This window comes from Acetobacter sp. AN02 (assembly GCF_029759835.1).
In the GTDB taxonomy this organism is placed as follows: domain Bacteria; phylum Pseudomonadota; class Alphaproteobacteria; order Acetobacterales; family Acetobacteraceae; genus Acetobacter.
The window spans coordinates 32544-50411 of the sequence record NZ_JAJJND010000003.1 but is presented as its reverse complement, the minus strand read 5'-3'; the positions used below and the strand labels follow the sequence as shown (position 1 = coordinate 50411).

The 17868-nt window shown below is 62.5% G+C and carries 17 protein-coding genes and 1 riboswitch; of the genes, 8 read left to right on the top strand and 9 right to left on the bottom strand.

The window, feature by feature from the left end:
• Positions 1 to 2 precede the first annotated feature (2 nt).
• Genes LOC54_RS00925 through thiD form a run of 3 tightly spaced genes read left to right on the top strand, consistent with a single transcriptional unit; the run spans position 3 to position 2202 of the window.
• Positions 3 to 773 carry a thiazole synthase gene (locus LOC54_RS00925; RefSeq protein ID WP_279311937.1) on the top strand — a complete coding sequence of 257 codons (771 nt, stop codon included), beginning with the start codon at positions 3 to 5 and terminating at the stop codon, positions 771 to 773.
• Positions 770 to 1381 carry a thiamine phosphate synthase gene (locus LOC54_RS00920; protein WP_279311936.1) on the top strand — a complete coding sequence of 204 codons (612 nt, stop codon included), beginning with the start codon at positions 770 to 772 and terminating at the stop codon, positions 1379 to 1381. The genes LOC54_RS00925 and LOC54_RS00920 overlap by 4 nt, the downstream gene beginning before the upstream one ends.
• On the top strand, positions 1378 to 2202 hold the full coding sequence (gene thiD, locus LOC54_RS00915) for a bifunctional hydroxymethylpyrimidine kinase/phosphomethylpyrimidine kinase (protein ID WP_279311935.1): 825 nt from the start codon (positions 1378 to 1380) through the stop codon (positions 2200 to 2202). Before LOC54_RS00920 ends, thiD begins: the two co-directional genes overlap by 4 nt.
• Here thiD and murJ read toward each other — a convergent pair.
• Complete coding sequence (murJ, locus tag LOC54_RS00910; protein WP_279311934.1) at positions 2189 to 3739, bottom strand: murein biosynthesis integral membrane protein MurJ; 1551 nt, start codon at positions 3737 to 3739, stop codon at positions 2189 to 2191. The genes thiD and murJ overlap by 14 nt on opposite strands.
• A 142-nt stretch (positions 3740 to 3881) precedes the next feature.
• Between murJ and LOC54_RS00905 the strand changes: the two genes are divergently transcribed.
• From LOC54_RS00905 to ribH, 5 genes are all read left to right on the top strand, one after another.
• Positions 3882 to 5252, top strand: coding sequence for a hypothetical protein (locus tag LOC54_RS00905; protein ID WP_279311933.1), 1371 nt, complete (start codon positions 3882 to 3884; stop codon positions 5250 to 5252).
• Between the two features lie 97 nt (positions 5253 to 5349).
• A riboswitch (FMN riboswitch) is annotated at positions 5350 to 5492 on the top strand.
• A 99-nt stretch (positions 5493 to 5591) separates the two neighbouring features.
• The gene (ribD, locus tag LOC54_RS00900) at positions 5592 to 6665 is read left to right on the top strand and encodes a bifunctional diaminohydroxyphosphoribosylaminopyrimidine deaminase/5-amino-6-(5-phosphoribosylamino)uracil reductase RibD (protein WP_279311932.1); all 1074 of its coding nucleotides are present in this window, start codon (positions 5592 to 5594) and stop codon (positions 6663 to 6665) included.
• Complete coding sequence (locus LOC54_RS00895) at positions 6647 to 7249, top strand: riboflavin synthase (protein WP_279311931.1); 603 nt, start codon at positions 6647 to 6649, stop codon at positions 7247 to 7249. Before ribD ends, LOC54_RS00895 begins: the two co-directional genes overlap by 19 nt.
• Entirely contained in the window at positions 7234 to 8541 is a 1308-nt protein-coding gene (gene ribB / locus LOC54_RS00890) for a 3,4-dihydroxy-2-butanone-4-phosphate synthase (RefSeq protein WP_279311930.1), read from the top strand. Before LOC54_RS00895 ends, ribB begins: the two co-directional genes overlap by 16 nt.
• Before the next feature lie 12 nt (positions 8542 to 8553).
• Positions 8554 to 9060: a 6,7-dimethyl-8-ribityllumazine synthase gene (gene ribH, locus LOC54_RS00885; RefSeq protein WP_279311929.1), complete on the top strand. Its 507-nt coding sequence runs from the start codon at positions 8554 to 8556 to the stop codon at positions 9058 to 9060.
• 47 nt (positions 9061 to 9107) lie between these two features.
• Here the strand turns inward: ribH and LOC54_RS00880 are convergent, their stop codons facing one another.
• The 8 genes from LOC54_RS00880 to LOC54_RS00845 form a co-directional block, all read right to left on the bottom strand.
• A complete protein-coding gene (locus LOC54_RS00880; protein ID WP_279311928.1) occupies positions 9108 to 9440 on the bottom strand; it encodes a metal-sensitive transcriptional regulator in 333 nt (110 codons plus the stop codon).
• Position 9441: 1 nt separating this feature from the next.
• The gene (gene trpA, locus LOC54_RS00875; RefSeq protein WP_279311927.1) at positions 9442 to 10260 is read right to left on the bottom strand and encodes a tryptophan synthase subunit alpha; all 819 of its coding nucleotides are present in this window, start codon (positions 10258 to 10260) and stop codon (positions 9442 to 9444) included.
• Positions 10257 to 11480, bottom strand: coding sequence for a tryptophan synthase subunit beta (gene trpB / locus LOC54_RS00870; RefSeq protein ID WP_279311926.1), 1224 nt, complete (start codon positions 11478 to 11480; stop codon positions 10257 to 10259). Before trpB ends, trpA begins: the two co-directional genes overlap by 4 nt.
• A gap of 91 nt (positions 11481 to 11571) precedes the next feature.
• A complete protein-coding gene (locus LOC54_RS00865) occupies positions 11572 to 12357 on the bottom strand; it encodes a phosphatase PAP2 family protein (RefSeq protein ID WP_279311959.1) in 786 nt (261 codons plus the stop codon).
• Between the two features lie 5 nt (positions 12358 to 12362).
• Positions 12363 to 14903 (bottom strand): HWE histidine kinase domain-containing protein, encoded by a 2541-nt coding sequence (locus tag LOC54_RS00860; protein ID WP_279311925.1) that lies wholly within the window; start codon positions 14901 to 14903, stop codon positions 12363 to 12365.
• A gap of 167 nt (positions 14904 to 15070) precedes the next feature.
• Positions 15071 to 15313, bottom strand: a complete 243-nt coding sequence (locus tag LOC54_RS00855) for a hypothetical protein (RefSeq protein WP_279311924.1) — start codon at positions 15311 to 15313, stop codon at positions 15071 to 15073.
• A gap of 29 nt (positions 15314 to 15342) precedes the next feature.
• Positions 15343 to 16839: an efflux transporter outer membrane subunit gene (locus LOC54_RS00850; RefSeq protein ID WP_279311958.1), complete on the bottom strand. Its 1497-nt coding sequence runs from the start codon at positions 16837 to 16839 to the stop codon at positions 15343 to 15345.
• A 91-nt stretch (positions 16840 to 16930) separates the two neighbouring features.
• Positions 16931 to 17842, bottom strand: coding sequence for an HlyD family secretion protein (locus LOC54_RS00845; protein ID WP_279311923.1), 912 nt, complete (start codon positions 17840 to 17842; stop codon positions 16931 to 16933).
• Between the last annotated feature and the right edge of the window lie 26 nt (positions 17843 to 17868).

Sequence of the window (17868 nt, the reverse complement as noted above, 5' to 3'; positions counted from 1 at the left end):
GTATGCGGTTTTACGGAACGGAGCTGGCGGGGGGGCTTATGCTGGGCACGGCGCAGTATCCGTCTCCGGAGAGTCTGGCGGAGGCTGTCCGTGCGGCGCGTGCGGATGTCGTGACGGTTTCCCTGCGCCGGGAGTCTGCCGGCGGCCGGGCAGGGGAGGGGTTCTGGTCTCTGACCAGGGATCTTGGCGTACCTGTCCTGCCGAATACGGCGGGGTGTCATACGGTGAGGGAGGCTGTGACGACGGCGCATATGGCGCGTGAGGTTTTTGAAACTGACTGGATTAAGCTTGAGGTTATCGGGGATTCCGACACGCTTCAGCCTGATGTTTTCGGCCTGACGGAGGCGGCGCGGATCCTGTGTGAGGAGGGGTTCAGGGTGTTTCCCTATACGACGGAGGATCTTGTCGTGGCGGAGCGTCTTCTGTCTGTCGGGTGTGAGGTGCTTATGCCCTGGGGCGCGCCGATAGGATCGGGAAAGGGCCTGAATAATCCGTTTGGTCTGCGGATGATGCGGGCGCATTTTCCGGATGTGCCGCTGGTGATTGATGCGGGTATTGGTGTTCCGTCCCATGCCGCGCGGGCGATGGAGATGGGATATGACGCGGTTCTGATCAATACGGCGGTTGCGAAGGCGGGAAATCCCGTGACGATGGCGCGGGCTTTCCGGCTTGCGGTTGATGCGGGGCGTCTGGCGCGGGATGCGGTTCCGATGGAGGAGCGTGACATGGCGTCTCCTTCCACGCCGGTTCTGGGGAAGGCGTGTCTGGTATGATGAAACTTCCTCAGAAAATCTGCCCGGTTGTTGACCGGGCTGTGTGGATCGATCGTCTCGGGCGGGCGGGAGCGCGGTTCATTCAGCTGCGGATCAAGGATCTTGGGGCGGAGGATCTGCTGCGTGAGGTGCGGCAGGCGAAGGAACTGGCGCGGCGGCATGGTGTCAGTCTTGTTCTGAATGATTACTGGCAGATTGCGGCGGATGAGGCTCTGGACTGGGTGCATCTTGGTCAGGAGGATCTGGATACGGCGGATATTGCGGCCATTCGCCGTGCCGGTCTGCGGCTTGGCGTGAGCACGCACAGTCATGAGGAGCTTGACCGGGCGCTTTCTCTGGAGCCCGATTATGTTGCGCTCGGGCCGGTCTGGCCGACGACGCTTAAGAAGATGATCTGGGGGGCGCAGGGGACGGAGCGGCTTGCGGAGTGGAAGGGGCTGATCGGTGAGAGGCCGCTTGTTGCAATCGGCGGGATTACTGCGGCGCGTGTTCCGGCCTGTATGGCAGCAGGGGCGGATTGTGTGGCGGCCGTTTCCGATTTCGTGCTGCAGGAGGATCCGGAGACGCAGGTCCGTGTATGGCTTGATGCGGCGGAGCGGGCGGCATGATTCCGAACATTCTGAGTATTGCCGGAACCGATCCGAGCGGGGGTGCCGGTATTCAGGCGGATCTGAAGGTTTTTTCGGCGCTTGGCGTTTACGGGATGTCGGTTATCACCTGTGTTGTTGCGCAGAATACGTGTGGCGTGCGCGGGTCTGTGGTTCTTGAGCCGGATTTTGTCAGGGATCAGCTTGATGCGGTTTTTGAGGATGTCCGTGTGGATGCCGTCAAGATCGGCATGGTTGCGACTGCGGGGATTGTGGAGGCGATTGCGTCCTGTCTGGACCGGTACCGGCCGGGGAATGTGGTTTTTGATCCGGTGATGGTGGCCAAGAGCGGGGATGCGCTGATGGCGCCGGATGCGGTGGAGGCTGTGAAGGCGCTTTTGCTGCCGCGCTGTGATGTGGTGACGCCCAATCTGCCTGAGGCTGAGGTTCTGCTTGGCCGGCGTCCGGCGTGGTCTGCCGGGGTCATGCGGCAGGAGGCTCTGGCGCTTCTGGAGACGGGTGCGCGCCGGGTTCTGCTTAAGGGCGGGCATCTGGGGGGCAGTGATGTCAGTACGGATGTTCTGTGCGGACCGGAGGGGATTTTGGAACTGACGGCGCCGCGCATCGAGAGCGGGAATGATCACGGGACGGGCTGCACGCTGTCTGCGGCCATTGCGGCGTTTTTGCCGCGCTATGGCGTTACGGACAGTGTCCGTCTGGCCAAGGCCTATCTTTCAGAGGCTCTGGCGGCGTCGGATTATCTGGATGTGGGGCGGGGGCATGGTCCGCTCCATCATTCCTGCCGTCTCCGGGTCTGTCCGGAGACGTTTATTTCCGGCTGAGGCGGCGTGTGATCCTTGCGGTGATGCGTGAGGTGTCGAGGATTCCGGCGTTGTGCATCAGGCCGAGATAGACGCCGCCTCCGATCCCGATTTCGGTGCCGAGCAGGAGGATGCGCCCGATGACGTGCAGGGAGCTGAAATCCGGGAGCAGGCGGGTCAGTCCTGCGAGGACCAGCATCATCACGGCTGAGGAGATCAGCATCACGAGGAGGCGTGCCCGGGTGACGGGATCGATCCGCAGGGCTTCGCGTCTTTTCAGGAGGATGCCGAGGATGACGGCGTTGCCTGTTGCTGAGAGGCTGGAGGCCAGCGGGGGTCCGACATGGGCGAGCGGGTGCATCAGGACCAGGTTCAGGGCGATATTGACGCCCATCGTGAGGAAGCCGATCCGGACCGGGGTTACGGTGTCTCCGCGTGAGAAAAAGGCGGGCGAGAGGACCTTGACCATGACGAAGGCGGGCAGGCCGAGTGCGAAGGCCTGCAGGCACTGTGAGGACAGTTTCGCATCATGTGTCGTGAATGAGCCGTGTGCGAACAGCGTCATCATCATCGGTGCGGCCAGCATGATGAGGCCGCCGGTTGCGGGCAGGGTGAGCATCATCACGTAGTCGATGGCGCGGTTCTGTGCGGCGTGCAGGGCAGTTTCGTCGCCTTCCGCGACGTGTCTTGTCAGGACCGGGAGCAGCGTGGTTCCGGCGGCTGCGCCGAGGACGCCGAGCGGAAGCTGGTTCAGTCTGTCTGCGAAATACATCAGCGAGACGCTTCCGGAGGGCAGGAGCGTTGCGATCATGGTGTTGATGGTGAGGTTGATCTGTGTCGCGCCGCTACCGATCAGGCCCGGGCCGAGGCGTTTCATGAGCAGTTTCACCCTGGGGGTGAGGCGGGGCAGGACGGGCAGGAGGCTGAATCCGGCGCGTTTTGCGGCAAAAAGCAGCAGGCCGAGCTGGACGACGCCGGAGGCGGTGACGCCCCAGGCGGCGGCGTGGGCTGCGGAGGCCATGAAGGGGGTGAGGCAGAGGATGAAGAAGATGCCGACGACGTTGAACATGATGTATGCGGCGGCGGCGATGCTGAAGCGGTGCAGGCCGTTGAGGACGCCTGAGACGAGGGCGGCGGCGCAGATCAGGACTAGGTAGGGGAAGGTGATGCGGCTGAGTGTCACGCCGAGATCGAGGCGTCCGCCGTTTGCAGAGAAACCCGGGGCGATAAAGCTCAGGATCTGCGGCATGAAAATCTCGCCCAGGATGCAGAGCAGGACCAGCCAGAGGGAGAGCAGCGTCAGGGCCTCCCGGGCGAATGACCTGGCCTGTTCCTCTCCTTCCGTCGTGAGTGTTGAGGTGAAGAGCGGCACGAAGGCGGAGTTGAGGGCGCCTTCTCCGAACAGGTTTCTGAACATGTTGGGCAGGCGGACGGCGACCTGATAGGCGTCCTGCATCGGCCCGGCGCCCATCAGGGCGGCCAGGATCTGATCGCGGACCAGTCCGAGGATCCGGCTGAGCATGGTCCAGCCGCCGACGGTGAGAAAGCTTCTGAGCATGTGCGCTTATAGGGCGGGTGGTGCTGCGGGCATAGGGGGTGTGCCTGCCCTGCGGATGATTGGAATTACGGGGGGATTGTATCATAAGGGGACACGAATAAAGGGGCGCGGATGTGTCCGTGATTCAGGCGGGGAGACTGCGGTGATTAAGAGTTCGATCGATTCCTTTAAGGGTCCGGATCATATTTCAGGCTGGGTTTATGACGGTGGCAGTACGGGGATTATCGAGGTTGAGAAGAACGGACAGATTATCGGCTATGGGGAGAACGTTCTTCCGCGGCCTGATCTTTCCTCTGCCGGGTTTGGCGACTGTGCCTTTACACTGACGACTCAGGAGCATTTCACGCTTTATGATGTCATTTCCGGTGTAATAAAAATATTCTATACCGGAAATTCGGGTCGTTTTGATGTCCATATTCCCGACACGACGATCAATACGGTCAAGATGGGCGTATTTTCTTCCATTCTCCAGGATTTCCGGGGGATGTCTCGTGAAGAGATCGAGATGTATATCTTCAATGAGAAGAAGAACATCGGGCAGGATATCTATTACGCGGAACTGTCTGCGTTTTCTTCTCTCAATAACGGTGGGGCCGAGGTGAATCCTCAGGCTGATATCCGTAAGAGCATCTCTCCGTTTTATGTCCGTACGGGCACGTTTTCGGCTGATCTTCAGTGTGAGGTCGGCAGGGATGGTCATCTGTTCCTGACGCGCGGGTCCAACCGTGTTCTTGAGATGTATGATCAGGATTACGGCGATTCTGCCATTCATCAGAAGGCTGATGAGTGGGCGGCTCTTTGTGAGGACCGGCTTGAGTTCTGCCGCGGTGTTGATGCGCGGTTCATTCAGGTCGTGATTCCGGACAAGCTGTCCGTGCTGCGTGAGGAGTATGACGGGCGCGGTTCCGTTCTTTCTCCGCTTCTGCATGCGCTTGAGCGCCGGATCGCCCGGAGTGATCTGTCCGGGCATTATGTTTCCGGCGTGAAGGCGATTGAGGAGATCGGTTTTGCGAATGCGTTCCGCAAGATCGACACGCATTTCAGGCCGGCCGGGGGGCATGCTGTCTTTAAGGAATGCTGCCGGAAGATTTCCGAATATTATATGGTTCCGGCTCTGTTCAATATTGAGTACATCACGGACGGAGATGTCGGAAAACGGATGTTCGGGCATGACATCTATGAGGTGTGCAGCCGGACGGCGCATCCGTCATTTTTCGATCATCGTCAGATCGTGGATCAGATTCTGCCTGAGCCGGGGCGGTTTACCGGCGGCCGGTCGGTTTTCCGCAATGAGAAGGCTCCGTTCCCTGAGCGGGTTGTCGCGTTCGGCAATTCTTTCATGAATGACTATATGTCTCAGGCGTCTCTCGGATACTGGTTCTCGACCTATTTCCGGGAGTTCCATCTTTTTACACAGTCTGAAATTGACAGGGATTATGTGAAAAACGTGCGTCCTGATATCGTGATCGGGCAGACGGTGGAGAGGTTCCTCGGTTCCGTTCCCCGGAGCTGAGAACGGGCCTGTCTGAGGGAGCTCCGGATCGGGGCTCTTGACTTCGGGGGATGGCATCCCCTTTTATAAAAGGAAGTTCCCGGTCATTTCGACCGGGATGCGTTCTCAGGGCGGGGTGTGATTCCCCACCGGCGGTAATCGGAGATGATCCGTAAGCCCGCGAGCGCCCGTTTCGGCGGGGTCAGCAGATCCGGTGTGATTCCGGAGCCGACGGTATAGTCCGGATGAAAGAGAACGGCAGGCGGTGGCGGGAGTCCCTCTTATTGCGGGGAAGTCGTGTCTGCACAGCCGTACTGCGTGCCCTGCTTACGCGTGTTGTTATGGATGCGAGGCGGGCGGATGATTTCCACCTGTACAGAGATAACGGGACCGGTTCGGGCGGCGTTTTATGCGGCGCTTGATGAGGCGCGCCGTTTTGTCGGTGCGACCGCGCCCAATCCGCCTGTCGGCTGTGCGCTGCTTGATGAGGACGGGGTGATCCTTACGGTTGCCGCGCATCATCGGGCGGGGACGATGCATGCCGAGGCGCGGGCTCTGGCGCAGGCGCAGGCTCTGGGTATGATGTCCCGGGTCGTGACGGCGGTGGTGACGCTGGAGCCGTGCAATCATACGGGTCGGACGCCGCCGTGTTCCGAGGCTCTTCTCGCTTCTCCGGTGCGGACCGTGTGGATCGGCTGTGCTGATCCTGATCCGCGTGTTGCGGGCGGGGGGGCTGCGCGGCTGCGCGAGGCGGGCAGGGAGGTCTGCCGGCTGGAGCATGGGGGCGCGCCGGAGCTTTTTGCGGCGTGCCGGGCTCTGATCGCGCCGTTTGTCTGGCGTGCCGTGCACGGGCGGGCCTGGATCAGTGTCAAGCAGGCTCTGGATGTTTCGGGATCGATGATCCCGCCGGCCGGGCAGACAACGTTCACGTCGGAGCGGGCTCTGACGCTGGCGCATGAGCTGCGGCGGGCGACGGATGCCGTCGTGACCGGGACCGGCACGGTTCTGGCGGATTGTCCGGGGCTGGATGTGCGCCGGGTTCCGGATCATGCGGAGGTCCGGCGTCTGCTGGTTGTCTGCGGTGATGAGCGCCGGGTTCCAGCTGCGTGGCGTGCGCGGGCGGAGGCGCGCTCTGATCTGTGTTTCTGCCGTGACGTGCGTGATCTGCCGGAGATGATTGCGCGGACCGGGCGGCTCTGGGCTCTGGTTGAGGCCGGTCCGGGGCTTTTGACGGCGCTGCGTGATGCGGAGGTCTGGGATGACTGGCTGACGGTTTCAGTCCGGTCTGACCGGGTGTCCGGTGAGGACGGGAGTGAGGTGCTGCGGGTTCGCAGCCGTCATGATGTGTCTGCCCTGTCCCTTTTTGTATCTGAGACCGGTTCCGTATCTGAGGCCGGTTCGGAGGAGGCTGCTGTATGTTTTCAGGGATCATAGAATATCTGGGGACTGTCCGGGATATTCTGCCCGGGGATGAGTCCTGTGAGCTTGTTGTCGAGACCGGCGCGGCTGATGCGGTTCAGGGTGAGAGCATTGCCGTCAATGGCGTGTGTCTGACGGCGGTGCGGATCAGCGGGACTGAAATCCGCTTTTTTGTCAGCCGGGAGACTTTGGACAGGACGGCGCTTGGCCGTCTGCGGGCCGGGGACCGGGTGAACATCGAGCGGGCGGTGACGCCGTCCACGCGGCTGTCGGGTCATATTGTGCAGGGGCATGTGGACGGGACGGCGGCGTTTGTGTCGGCCACGGATGCGGGTGCGGCGCGGGAGCTTCTGTTTTCTGTTCCGCAGTCCCTGCGGCGGTATATGGTTGAGAAGGGATCTGTCACGATTGACGGGATCAGTCTGACGCTGAACGCGCTGCGCGGTGAGGCGGAAGCGGAGACCTTCGTGATTTCCCTGATGATCATTCCGCACACCTGGGAGCACACCACGCTTGGCACTCTGACGCCGGGAAATCCGGTGAATATCGAGGTTGATGTCATCGCGAAATATGTGGAGAGCCTATGTCTGAACAGATGAAGCAGGGGGCCGCGTCTGCGGTTCCGCCGCGTCTGGCTGCCGCCATTGAGGCGATCCGGGCCGGGCGTATGGTGATCATGGTTGATGATGAGGACCGTGAGAACGAGGGTGATCTCGTGATGGCTGCGGAATTCATGACGCCTGAAGCGATGAATTTCATGGTGACGCACGGGCGTGGTCTTGTCTGTCTTCCGCTGACGCCCGAGCGTGTGGATCAGCTTGGTCTTTCGATGATGACGGCTCTGAACACGGCGCCGCGCAGCACGGCCTTTACCGTGTCCATCGAGGCGGCCGAGGGGGTTACGACCGGGATTTCCGCGCATGACCGGGCGCGGACGGTTCTGGCGGCGGTGGCTCCGGATGCCGGGCCGTCCGATCTTGTGATGCCGGGGCATATCTTCCCGCTGCGGGCTGTTCCGGGGGGTGTTCTGGCCCGTGACGGGCATACGGAGGGATCGATTGATCTGGCACGTCTGGCCGGATGTGCGCCTGCTGCCGTGATCTGCGAGATCATGAGCAATGACGGGACGATGGCGCGGCGGCCGGAGCTGGAGCGGTTCGGGGTGCGGCACCGGCTTCCCATTCTCTCGATTGAGGAGCTGACGCTGTGGGTGCGTGAGCATGGCACGGCGGAGGTTGTGATGCCTGCGGCTGTGGCTGCGGGCGAGGAGACGGTCACGGCGGAGCTGGCGGAGGCGGCGCTTCCGAGCAGTTATGGCGGTGATGATCTGGTGATTCATGCGTTCCGCGATACGGATGGCACGGAGCATGTGGCTGTCGTGAAGGGAGATCCGTCTCAGGGTGTTCCGGTCGTGCGGCTGCATTCGGAGTGTGTGACGGGTGATGTTCTGGGGTCGATGCGCTGCGACTGCGGGGCGCAGCTTCATGCGGCTCTGGACCGGCTGCGGTCTTCGGAGTGTGGTGTTCTGATCTATCTGCGCGGTCATGAGGGGCGGGGGATCGGGCTTGGGAACAAAATCCGGGCCTATGCGCTTCAGGATCGCGGGCTGGACACGATTGATGCCAATCACCGGCTGGGATTTGCGACGGATACGCGCGACTGGTCTGCGGCGGCGTCCATTCTTCGGGATCTGGGGGTGCGGACGCTGGATCTGCTGACGAACAATCCCGACAAGGTGGCGGCTCTGGAGCAGCGTGGTTTTACCGTGCGGTCCCGGATCGGTGTTGAGATTGCGCCCAACCCTTTTAACCGGGCCTATCTTGAGGCCAAGCGGCTTCGGATGGGTCATTTTCTGCGTGCTGACTCCGTGCAGCCGGCAACAGTGAAGTAACAGGAACTATTTATGAGCACACGTCAGACGACTTCCCAGCCGGATCTTAATCTGTCTCCCATGCCGCGCCTTGCGATTGTGGTCAGCCGGTTCAACGAGGATATTACCGGCGGTCTGCGCGATGGCGCGATCGAGTGGCTGGGTGAGCACGGGATTACGGTTGCGCCGGAGGATATCTATTATGCTCCGGGGGCGTTTGAGCTGCCGCTTCTGGCGCAGAGTCTGGCGCGGACCACGCGGTATGAGGGCGTGATCTGTCTTGGCTGCGTGATCAAGGGGGATACGGCTCATTTCGAGTTTATCAGCCTGGGGGCGACGGTCGGCATGATGCAGGCGTCTCTGGCGACGAGCACGCCGATCGCGTTCGGTGTTCTGACGACCTATACCGAGGATCAGGCGGTGGATCGTTCTCGCGAGGATCCGCACAATAAGGGGCGCGAGGCTGCTGCTGCGTGTGTTGAGTCTCTGGCTCTTCTGCGGCGGATCTGGGCCGGTCCGGAAGGACGGACCGTGGCCTGAGGTTTTTCCGGGGGTACTGAACCGGGACCGGTTATCCGGCTCCGGTTTTACCGGATCATCTTGCGGATGACGCCAAGGAGTTCGTCCAGCTCTGCGGCTCCGCCGTCCTGCATGACGGCGCGGCGGACGCAGCCTTTTGCGTGATCCGAGAGCAGTCTGACGCTGACGGCGTCCAGTGCGGCGCGGGCGGCGGATATCTGCGTCAGGATATCGACGCAGTATCTGTCTTTTTCCACCATGCTTCTGATACCGGAGATCTGCCCTTCCAGCCGTTTCAGGCGGTTGAGCAGGGCGGTCTTATCCGGCTGTGTGACAGTTTTTGTTCCGCTGCCGTCTTCGGGAACGCAGCTGCTGCAGCCTTCGGTCTTGTCTGAGGGCATATCAGGCGGCGCGGACGGCTGTGGCCAGGTCACGGAGCTGCGACAGGACTGAGGATACGGTTGTGTCCGTTTTCCTGTTATCGGCGTCCAGTGTTTTTGCGAGTGTGGCGAGGAGGGCGGAGGCGACGACGGCGCCGTCTGCGATCCGTGAGGCGTTCCGTGCCTGTTCGGGGGAGCGGATACCGAAGCCGATCACGACCGGGAGGTCTGTTGCAGCGCGCAGGCGGGGGAGTGCGGCCCGGAGGTCTTCCGTGCTGGCGGAGCGGGTTCCGGTGATGCCTGTGATGCTGACGTAGTAGACGAAGCCTGAGGCGTGGTTCAGCACGGTTTTCAGGCGTTCGTCTGTTGTGGTCGGGGCGATCAGGCGGATCATGTCGAGGCCGGCGGGTTTTGTGAACCGTTCCAGCGGGCCGGATTCCTCGGGCGGCATATCGACGATGATCAGGCCGTCCACGCCTGCGGCGGATGCGTCGGCGCAGAAGCGTTCGTAGCCGTAGCTTTCAACGGGGTTGAGATATCCCATCAGGATCAGGGGTGTTTCCTGATCATCCGTGCGGAAGGCTCTGACCATATCGAAGAGTTTTGCGAGTGTGGCGCCTGCGGCCAGCCCGCGCAGGGCGGCGGCCTGGATGACAGGGCCATCTGCGGAAGGATCTGAGAAGGGCATGCCGATCTCGATCAGGTCCGCACCGGCTTCCGGCATGGCTTTCAGCAGGGCGAGCGAGGTTTCGAAATCCGGATCGCAGGCTTCGACATAGGGGATCAGCGCGCCTCGGCCTTCGGCCCGGAGCGCTTGGAAACGACGGGCGATGCGGCTCACAGTTTCACTCCCAGATGTTCGGCGACGGTGTTGATATCCTTGTCTCCGCGGCCGGAGATATTCACGACCAGCAGGGTGTCCGGGCTCAGTTCCGGTGCGATTTTACGTGCGTAGGCAATGGCGTGTGCGGATTCGAGCGCGGGGATGATGCCTTCGGTCCGGGTGCAGAAGGTGAAGGCGTCCAGGGCTTCCTGGTCTGTTGCTCCGACATATTCCGCGCGGCCGATATCGGCGAGCCAGGAGTGTTCGGGGCCGATACCGGGGTAGTCCAGGCCTGCGCTGATGGAGTGGGCCTCGTCGATCTGTCCGTTTTCGTCCTGGAGCAGATAGGTCCGGTTGCCGTGTAGCACGCCGGGGCGCCCGCGCTGGATGGAGGCGGCGGTTCTGCCGCTGTCGAGACCGCATCCGGCGGCTTCCACGCCGATCAGGCGCACCGACGCGTCGTCCAGGAAGGGGTGGAAGATACCCATTGCGTTGGAGCCGCCGCCGATGGCAGCGACGATGATGTCGGGCAGGCGGCCTTCCGCCGTCTGCATCTGGGTGCGGACCTCATCTCCGATGACGCTCTGGAAATCGCGGACCATTTCCGGATACGGGTGGGGGCCTGCGACCGTGCCAACGAGGAAATAGGTATCGGCGATATTGGCGACCCAGTCGCGCATCGCCTCATTCATTGCGTCCTTGAGCGTGCCGGCCCCGGCTGTGACGGGGATGACCTCGGCTCCCAGGAGTTTCATGCGGAACACGTTGGGCGCCTGGCGGGAGACGTCGGTCGCGCCCATGTAGATCACGCATTTCATGCCGAACAGGGCGCAGACCGTGGCGGTTGCCACGCCGTGCTGTCCTGCTCCGGTTTCGGCGACGATCCGGGTCCGGCCCATGCGGCGGGCGAGAAGGATCTGCCCTATGACGTTGTTGAGCTTGTGGGAGCCGGTGTGGTTGAGCTCCTCGCGCTTGAGGTAGATTTTCGCGCCGCCGAGTTCTTCGGTCATGCGGCGGGCGAGCCAGAGCGGGCTGGGGCGGCCGACATAGTCACGCAGATAGAAATCGAGTTCCCGGCGGAAGGCGGGGTCTGTTTTTGCGTGTGTCCAGGCGGCTTCGAGATCGGTGAGGAGCGGCATCAGGGTTTCCGCGACGAAGCGTCCGCCGAATTTTCCGCCGAAATGTCCTGAGGCATCCGGTCCGTGCCGGAGGCTGTTGATTCCCGTCTTGTCCGTCATCCCGTCTCTCGCTGCTGCCGCTGTGTGGTGTTCAGCGGGCGATCCGGCATATCAGACGGTCTGTGATGCGTCCATGCCGCGCGGGGATCTGTTACCAGGAGGTGCGGGCGGCGTTGTGTTCGGTGGTGCAGGCGGCGGGGTCGGGGGGTGTGGGGCGAGTCCGTGCTGTCGCGAGTTCTGACCGGGCCTCTTCCGCTTCCTTTTTGTACCACGGGGTATTGCGGACGGATGCAAAGACTGCGGCTGCGGTTTTCTTGCCTGCGATGATGTCGGTATTCCAGTGTGCGCCGCAGACGACCCGGCTTTGTGCGAAGATACGTCCGCGTTCCATGACGGGACCGGCCTGGTCCGGCAGGAGATCGGCGAGGACGAAGGCTGTCATCCATCCTCGTGAGGCGTGTCCGGAGGGGTATGAGTAGCTGAGTTTCAGCTTCTCCCGGTCATCCGTGCAGACGGGCAGTTCGGTGACGGCGGCGGGGCGGAGGCGTTTCCAGTGTTTTTTCTGTTCCGACACGTGCGCCCGGACGACGGTGAGTGCGTGTGTGATGAGGTCTGTCACGAGGGGAAGGTCTGCGGCGTCGAGCCTGAGACCTGCGGCGCAGGAATAGTCGTCCAGGAGATGTGCGGTTGTCAGATCTGCATCATGGCGTGCGAGGGCCCAGCGTTCCGAGCCCTGCAGGGCGCGTGTCTGCACGAAGATACGCATGTCGTCCGCTGCTGCGGCAGAGTTTCCGGCGGGCGGGGGGGAGATGCTGAGTACGGGGCCTGCTGCCGGAGCTTCGGACGGGGGATCTGCCGGAGGGGTTCCCGGGGAGACGCAGGCGCAGCAGCACAGAAGGAAGCCGAAGGTGAGCAGGCGGTGCTTTGTGACGGGCATGCAGGTCACGCGCTTTTCATGTGCTCCGTATCTTCCGGGAGATTACCCGGGTTCTGATTTTCCGTGCGCAGGGCGGCGAGTTCGGAGATCAGGGCTGCCATGGAGTAGGGCTTGCGGAGAATGCGGCAGTCTCTGAAGTCGTCCGGGATGGCGGTCCGGTCTGCGTATCCTGTTGTGAACAGGAAGGGGATGCCACGGCTTTTGAGGATCCGGGCGAGGGAGATGGAGGACATGTCTCCGAGATTGACGTCAAGGACCGCGACGTCCGGGCGCAGGCTGTTGAGTGCGGCCAGGGCGGAGGAGACGGAGGCTACGGAGCGGCAGACCGAGGCGCCGGCGGCTTCGATGGCCTGTTCGGCTTCCATGACGATCAGCAGGTGATCCTCCGCGATCAGAACCGAGGCTCCTGCGAGGGCGTCGGAGGGGATCTGCGGCGGGGGGCTGTCGGGCCTGATGCGTTCGGCACCCGTCTGCTCCTCCTCCCCTGCGAGCCATGCGTGGCGTTCTGGGATTTCGAAGCGGAAGAACATGCCTTCCTTGCGGAAGTTCACATCGACGGTTCCGTCCAGTTCATGGGGAACGGCGCGGCGGATCAGCATGGAGCCGAAGCCGGTGCGGGTGGGTGGTTTTACGGGCGGTCCGCCGGTTTCGCTCCATGTCAGCACCCAGCGGGAGGTTGCCGGATCGTGGAACCAGCGGACGTCCAGCCTGCCTTCGCGTGAGGAAAGCGCGCCGTATTTTGCGGCGTTCGTGGCCAGTTCGTGGAACACGAGGGCGGAGACGGACAGGGAGCGGCCGGTAAGCCACAGATCCGGTCCCCTGAGTGTGATCACGTCCGAGGTGATATTGTAGGGCGTGAGTTCGTTTTCCAGCAGGGTGCGGAGCCATCCGCCGTTGCCTGCGCGGACCAGCTGGTCATGCGCGCCTGCGAGCGCGCTGACGCGGCCGCGCAGGGCTTCGAGCTGGGCTTCTGCCGTGCGTCCTTCGGGGACCGGGCGGGCGAACAGGGACTGCACGACGGCGAGGATGTTCTTGACGCGGTGATTGAGTTCCTCGTTCAGCATGCGCTGGCGGAGGTCTGCGTTTTCCTCGCTGAGCATCTGCTGCTGGTGATAGGCCGCGAGGATTTCGATCAGTGAGGAGCGGAGGACACCGGCGATTTCCAGCTCGTCATCAGTCCATTTGACGCTCTCTCCGCGGATTTCCTCGCTGGCGATTCCGGGTTTCGCTCCCGTGCGGATGATCCTGTGTTCGGTCCGGACGGTTTCCTGGCGGAAGAGGAAGAGATAGTCCTCGGGCTGCGGGGAGATGGGCAGGATGAGCACGCCTGCGACATCCGGCAGGAAGGAGATCTCTCCTTCGGAATCTCCGGACAGGTGGCTTGTGTGCCAGATCCGGGATCCGGCTTTCTCATAGGCCAGTCTGAGCAGGGAGGAGCATTCGCTTTCGGGCGGGACGAGGCCGGTGGCGGCCCATTCTCCGCGGGTGAGGGTGGCGATGCCTTCGCAGGGGATGAAGGACATCAGTTCCCGGATATGTCCGCGCAGATAGGACAGCATATCGGTCATGGAGGCGGCGTCGCGCAGGAAGCGGTCTGCGAGGCTGTGTGTCCTGTGCGTGGCCATCAGGCGGCCGGTGCGGAGGATGACCATGATCCTCAGGGCGACGAATTCGCCGAATATTTTCGTAATGATGCGCTCGGAGAGGGCGGGTGTCGTGCTTTTGCTGCTGTGGCAGATGAGCACGCCCCAGAGCGTGCCGTCCACGACCAGCGAGATGGTCAGTGAGGCGCGCACGCCGAGCAGGCGCATGCCGTCCGTGAACTCTTCGGGGGCGCAGCCGAGCTGGCTTGCCTGCAGCGACAGCGGCGGGAGATCGTCTCCGTTGATTCTGATGATCTCCTGCTCTGAATCGCGCAGGATACGGATCAGGGAGGTCCGGGACGAGGCGCTTGCGCCGGGGGAGAGATCGGAGAGGCGGAATGTCTTGTTCAGAAAGCTTTCCAGGGGAGGAGAGCGGGCTTCGGAGATGATCTCTCCTGTGTCCTCGTCCTGCAGCCTGAACATCATGACGCGTTCGTACCGGAGGACGTTTTTCAGCAGTCTGACGGCCAGATCGCACAGCGAGGCCAGATCTCCGACGTTACGCACGCGGTCGGTCATGGTCCGCAGATGGGCGAGGGCTTCGGTGCTGCTGTCTCCCGAGCTGTCCTGTTCCCATTCCGTGACGATTTCGTCTCCGGACAGGTGGACCGATACATCGTAGACCTGTCCGTCCGGGAGAGGCACGCCGAAGAGGAAGGCGGGGCGCTGCAGCGCGACGCTGACGGAGACGGCGTTGATGATGCGGTGGACCGTCTCCGGGCCGAGGAGGCAGCCGAGTTCCATGCCCTGGCGGAGCGGATTGAGCCTGAGGAAGTCGGCGCAGTTATCGGAGAAGCGGCGGACCGACAGGTCGTGTCGTGCGCATGTCAGGAGGCACCCGTAGGGCTGAATAGCCTGAGGCGGGGTGCTGCTGGCATCCTGGTTGTTCCGGGTGCGTCTCACCAGAGATGGCCTTTTCGGATCAGGCTTTTACAGCCTGTTCGTCCTGAGCATTCAGGGCAGGACTGACGTGAAGTCAGGCCTTTCCCCTCCAGATTACCGGAACTGTGGAAAACCCGCTATAGTTTCAGATAAGAAAAACCATAACTTTTAGATTTCAATCGGAAAAATCAGAAAGCGTCTTTGTCTGGGGTTGTATTGTCCATCGGGAGGGGGCGGCCCAGGAGAAGGAAGCCGGTGACGACCATGGCGGCTCCGCCGAGCACCGGTATCCACAGCAGGACGCGCAGCGTGACGCCGTTTCCGTCATATCCGGGATTGACCATCAGGGCGGCAAGGGGCGTTACGACCAGTGCGAAACCCGCGATGAGGCAGACGGCGACAGAGATCATGCGGCGTTTCCACGGGGGCATATACGGCTGCATCCTTCAGGGTACGGACTTTACTGGCGGAAAGTCCGGGCCAGTATGTTCTGGGTTTCGAGGGAGACCGGAAGGGTGCTGCTTGTCAGGGCGACGCCTTTCCAGCCGGCGCCGAGGGCGCTGTAGAGATTGACAGCATCACGCAGTCTTTCGAGCCGTGCAAGAGCTTCCTGGTTCTGTGCGACCAGGGTGGAGCGTTCTGCGGTCAGGACGTCGAGGAAGCCGATCAGTCCGGCGCCGTAGAGTTTGCGGGCGCGGTCTCTGGCGAGTTTCGTGTCATCCGAGGCCTTGTGCAGCTGTTCTGCGTATTCCTCGTCATCATGCCAGGCAGCCATTGCGTCCTCGACTTCGCGGAAGGCGTTGAGGACGGTCTTGCGGTAGGTCAGGCGTGCGGCTTCTGCGGTTGCCTGTGCGGCCCGGACCTCTGCGGTGAGTTTTCCGCCGTGGAACAGGGGCATGGTTGCCATGAGCAGGAACTGCCAGCTCATGCCGTTGACCTGGAAGGCCTGATAGACGGCTGATGCGTTCGGATTGAAGGTGAGCGGCACGACGAAATGGGGGTACAGATTGGCAACGGCGACGCCGATCTGTGCCATTGAGACGGCGTATTCGCGTTCGGCCTGCCGGATATCGGGGCGGTTTGCGATGACGACCGAGGGCAGGGTGGCCGGGAATTCCGGTATTGTCGGCAGAGGGTGGACGATCTTGAGCTGATCCTCCAGTTCCCCCGGCATCTTACCCAGCAGCACCGAGATGGCGTGCGTGACCTGGGACACGCGGGTCTTGAGCGGTTCGCGTGCGGCGATCTGGCTGTCCAGCTCGGCCTGGGCCTGGGCTGTCTGCAGGGTGTTTCCGAGGCCCTGTGCGTAGAGATGGTTGGCCAGGTCGCGTGAGTCTTTTGCGACGGCGATATTGTCCGTGGCGATCTTGATCTGCAGCTGCGTGACGCGCAGCAGCATGTAGTCATTGGCGAGTTCATTGAGCAGCGTCATCAGCAGGGCGCGGCGGCCCTCGATGCTGGCCATGACTTCCTGTTCCGAGGCTTCGACGCTGCGCCGGATGCGGCCGAAGACGTCGATTTCCCAGCTTGCGGTCGCGCCGTATGTGATCATGGATGCGCCCGGGTGCTGGGGCCGTGTGCCCGGGCGCATCGGCCAGTTATCAATGTTGATGGAGTACCGGACGTCTCCGCCGCCTGCGTTGACGTCGAACTGCGGATACCAGGCGGATGCGGCCTTGTCGCGCATGGCCCGGGCACCGAGGATGCGCTGGGCTGCGATCTGCAGGTCGTAGTTGCCCTTGATGGCCTGCTGCACGAGGTCTGTCAGGAGCGGGTCCCTGAAGCCGGACCACCACTCGAGCATTTCCTTGTTCGTGCGTTCGATTTCTTCCGGTGTTGCCGGATGTCCTTCTGCGGCCTCCCTGAACTCCTTGGGCAGTTTCATTCTGTCCGGCTGGAAATTCGGGCCGACCATGCAGGCGGAGAGGAGGCACAGGGCTGAGGTGAGGCTCAGCATACGGGCCGTGCGCTGCCTCAGGCTCCGGCGCTTTCGCGGCGGCCTGTCCTCTGAGGTGGTGTGTCCGGTGGTGTTCATTCCTGCCCCGGCCTCACAGATGGTCCTGGAGCCAGCCCGCGAGGCGGCCCCGGCGTGTTTCGGAGACGGGGCCGACCGAGACGGTTGCGGTCATGCCTGCGGCGAGGGTGATGCTTTCGGGCACGCGGTCGAGATGGATACGGACCGGGATACGCTGTGCGAGGCGGACCCATGTGAAGATGGGGTTCACGTCCTGCAGGCCGAGTTTGTCGGGGTTTCCGTTGGTGTCGTTGATACCGCGGGCGATACTGATGACGTGTCCGGGGATGATGTCCTTGTATCCCATCAGCTTGATCCGTGCCTCATCCCCGACATGGACGCCCCACATCTTGGTTTCCTCGAAATAGCCGTAGACCCAGTAGGAATCGGAGTCGATCACGGCCATTCTCGGGGTTCCTGCGGTGGCGTAGTCTCCGACGCGCAGGTTGAGGTTCGTGACGTAGCCGTTGACGGGAGAATAGAGCACGGAGCGCTGGAGGTTCAGTTTCGCGACGTCGAGGGCGGCGCGTGCGGCGTCCACGGCGGCGATCTGCGTGGCGGCGCTGGAGTTGAACACTTCCTGCTCTTCGGCCGAGACGATGCCGCCCAGGCCCATGCGGCGGCGGGCGTCGTTCTGCTTGAGCTTCAGATCTTCCAGCGCGCCGTCGAGCCGTGCCTGGGCTTCGCGGATGGCGAGGCGGAAGCGGACCGGGTCGAGCACGTAGAGCGGATCGCCCCTGTGGACGAACTGGTTATCAACCACCGGGATCTGGACGACGGTTCCCGAGACTTCCGGCGCGATATCGACGACATAGACGCGCACCCTTCCGTCTCTGGTCCAGGGGGCGATCATGTATGTGTCCCACAGCGTAATGCCCAGAACGATGGCGACGGCCACGACGGCGAGGGTCAGCAGGACCCGGATCAGCGTGCGCAGGAGAGGCATGACAGTGACTCAGCACCCTTTGTTGA

Coding starts and splice junctions, on each gene's coding strand:
- ribB (WP_279311930.1), top strand. CDS start 7,234: ATGTCTGAACAGATGAAGCAGGGGGCCGCGTCTGCGGTTCCGCCGCGT.
- LOC54_RS00845 (WP_279311923.1), bottom strand. CDS start 17,842: ATGCCTCTCCTGCGCACGCTGATCCGGGTCCTGCTGACCCTCGCCGTC.
- ribH (WP_279311929.1), top strand. CDS start 8,554: ATGAGCACACGTCAGACGACTTCCCAGCCGGATCTTAATCTGTCTCCC.
- LOC54_RS00880 (WP_279311928.1), bottom strand. CDS start 9,440: ATGCCCTCAGACAAGACCGAAGGCTGCAGCAGCTGCGTTCCCGAAGAC.
- LOC54_RS00865 (WP_279311959.1), bottom strand. CDS start 12,357: ATGCCCGTCACAAAGCACCGCCTGCTCACCTTCGGCTTCCTTCTGTGC.
- trpB (WP_279311926.1), bottom strand. CDS start 11,480: ATGACGGACAAGACGGGAATCAACAGCCTCCGGCACGGACCGGATGCC.
- LOC54_RS00925 (WP_279311937.1), top strand. CDS start 3: ATGCGGTTTTACGGAACGGAGCTGGCGGGGGGGCTTATGCTGGGCACG.
- ribD (WP_279311932.1), top strand. CDS start 5,592: ATGATTTCCACCTGTACAGAGATAACGGGACCGGTTCGGGCGGCGTTT.
- murJ (WP_279311934.1), bottom strand. CDS start 3,739: ATGCTCAGAAGCTTTCTCACCGTCGGCGGCTGGACCATGCTCAGCCGG.
- LOC54_RS00920 (WP_279311936.1), top strand. CDS start 770: ATGATGAAACTTCCTCAGAAAATCTGCCCGGTTGTTGACCGGGCTGTG.
- LOC54_RS00850 (WP_279311958.1), bottom strand. CDS start 16,839: ATGCTGAGCCTCACCTCAGCCCTGTGCCTCCTCTCCGCCTGCATGGTC.
- LOC54_RS00895 (WP_279311931.1), top strand. CDS start 6,647: ATGTTTTCAGGGATCATAGAATATCTGGGGACTGTCCGGGATATTCTG.
- LOC54_RS00855 (WP_279311924.1), bottom strand. CDS start 15,313: ATGCCCCCGTGGAAACGCCGCATGATCTCTGTCGCCGTCTGCCTCATC.
- thiD (WP_279311935.1), top strand. CDS start 1,378: ATGATTCCGAACATTCTGAGTATTGCCGGAACCGATCCGAGCGGGGGT.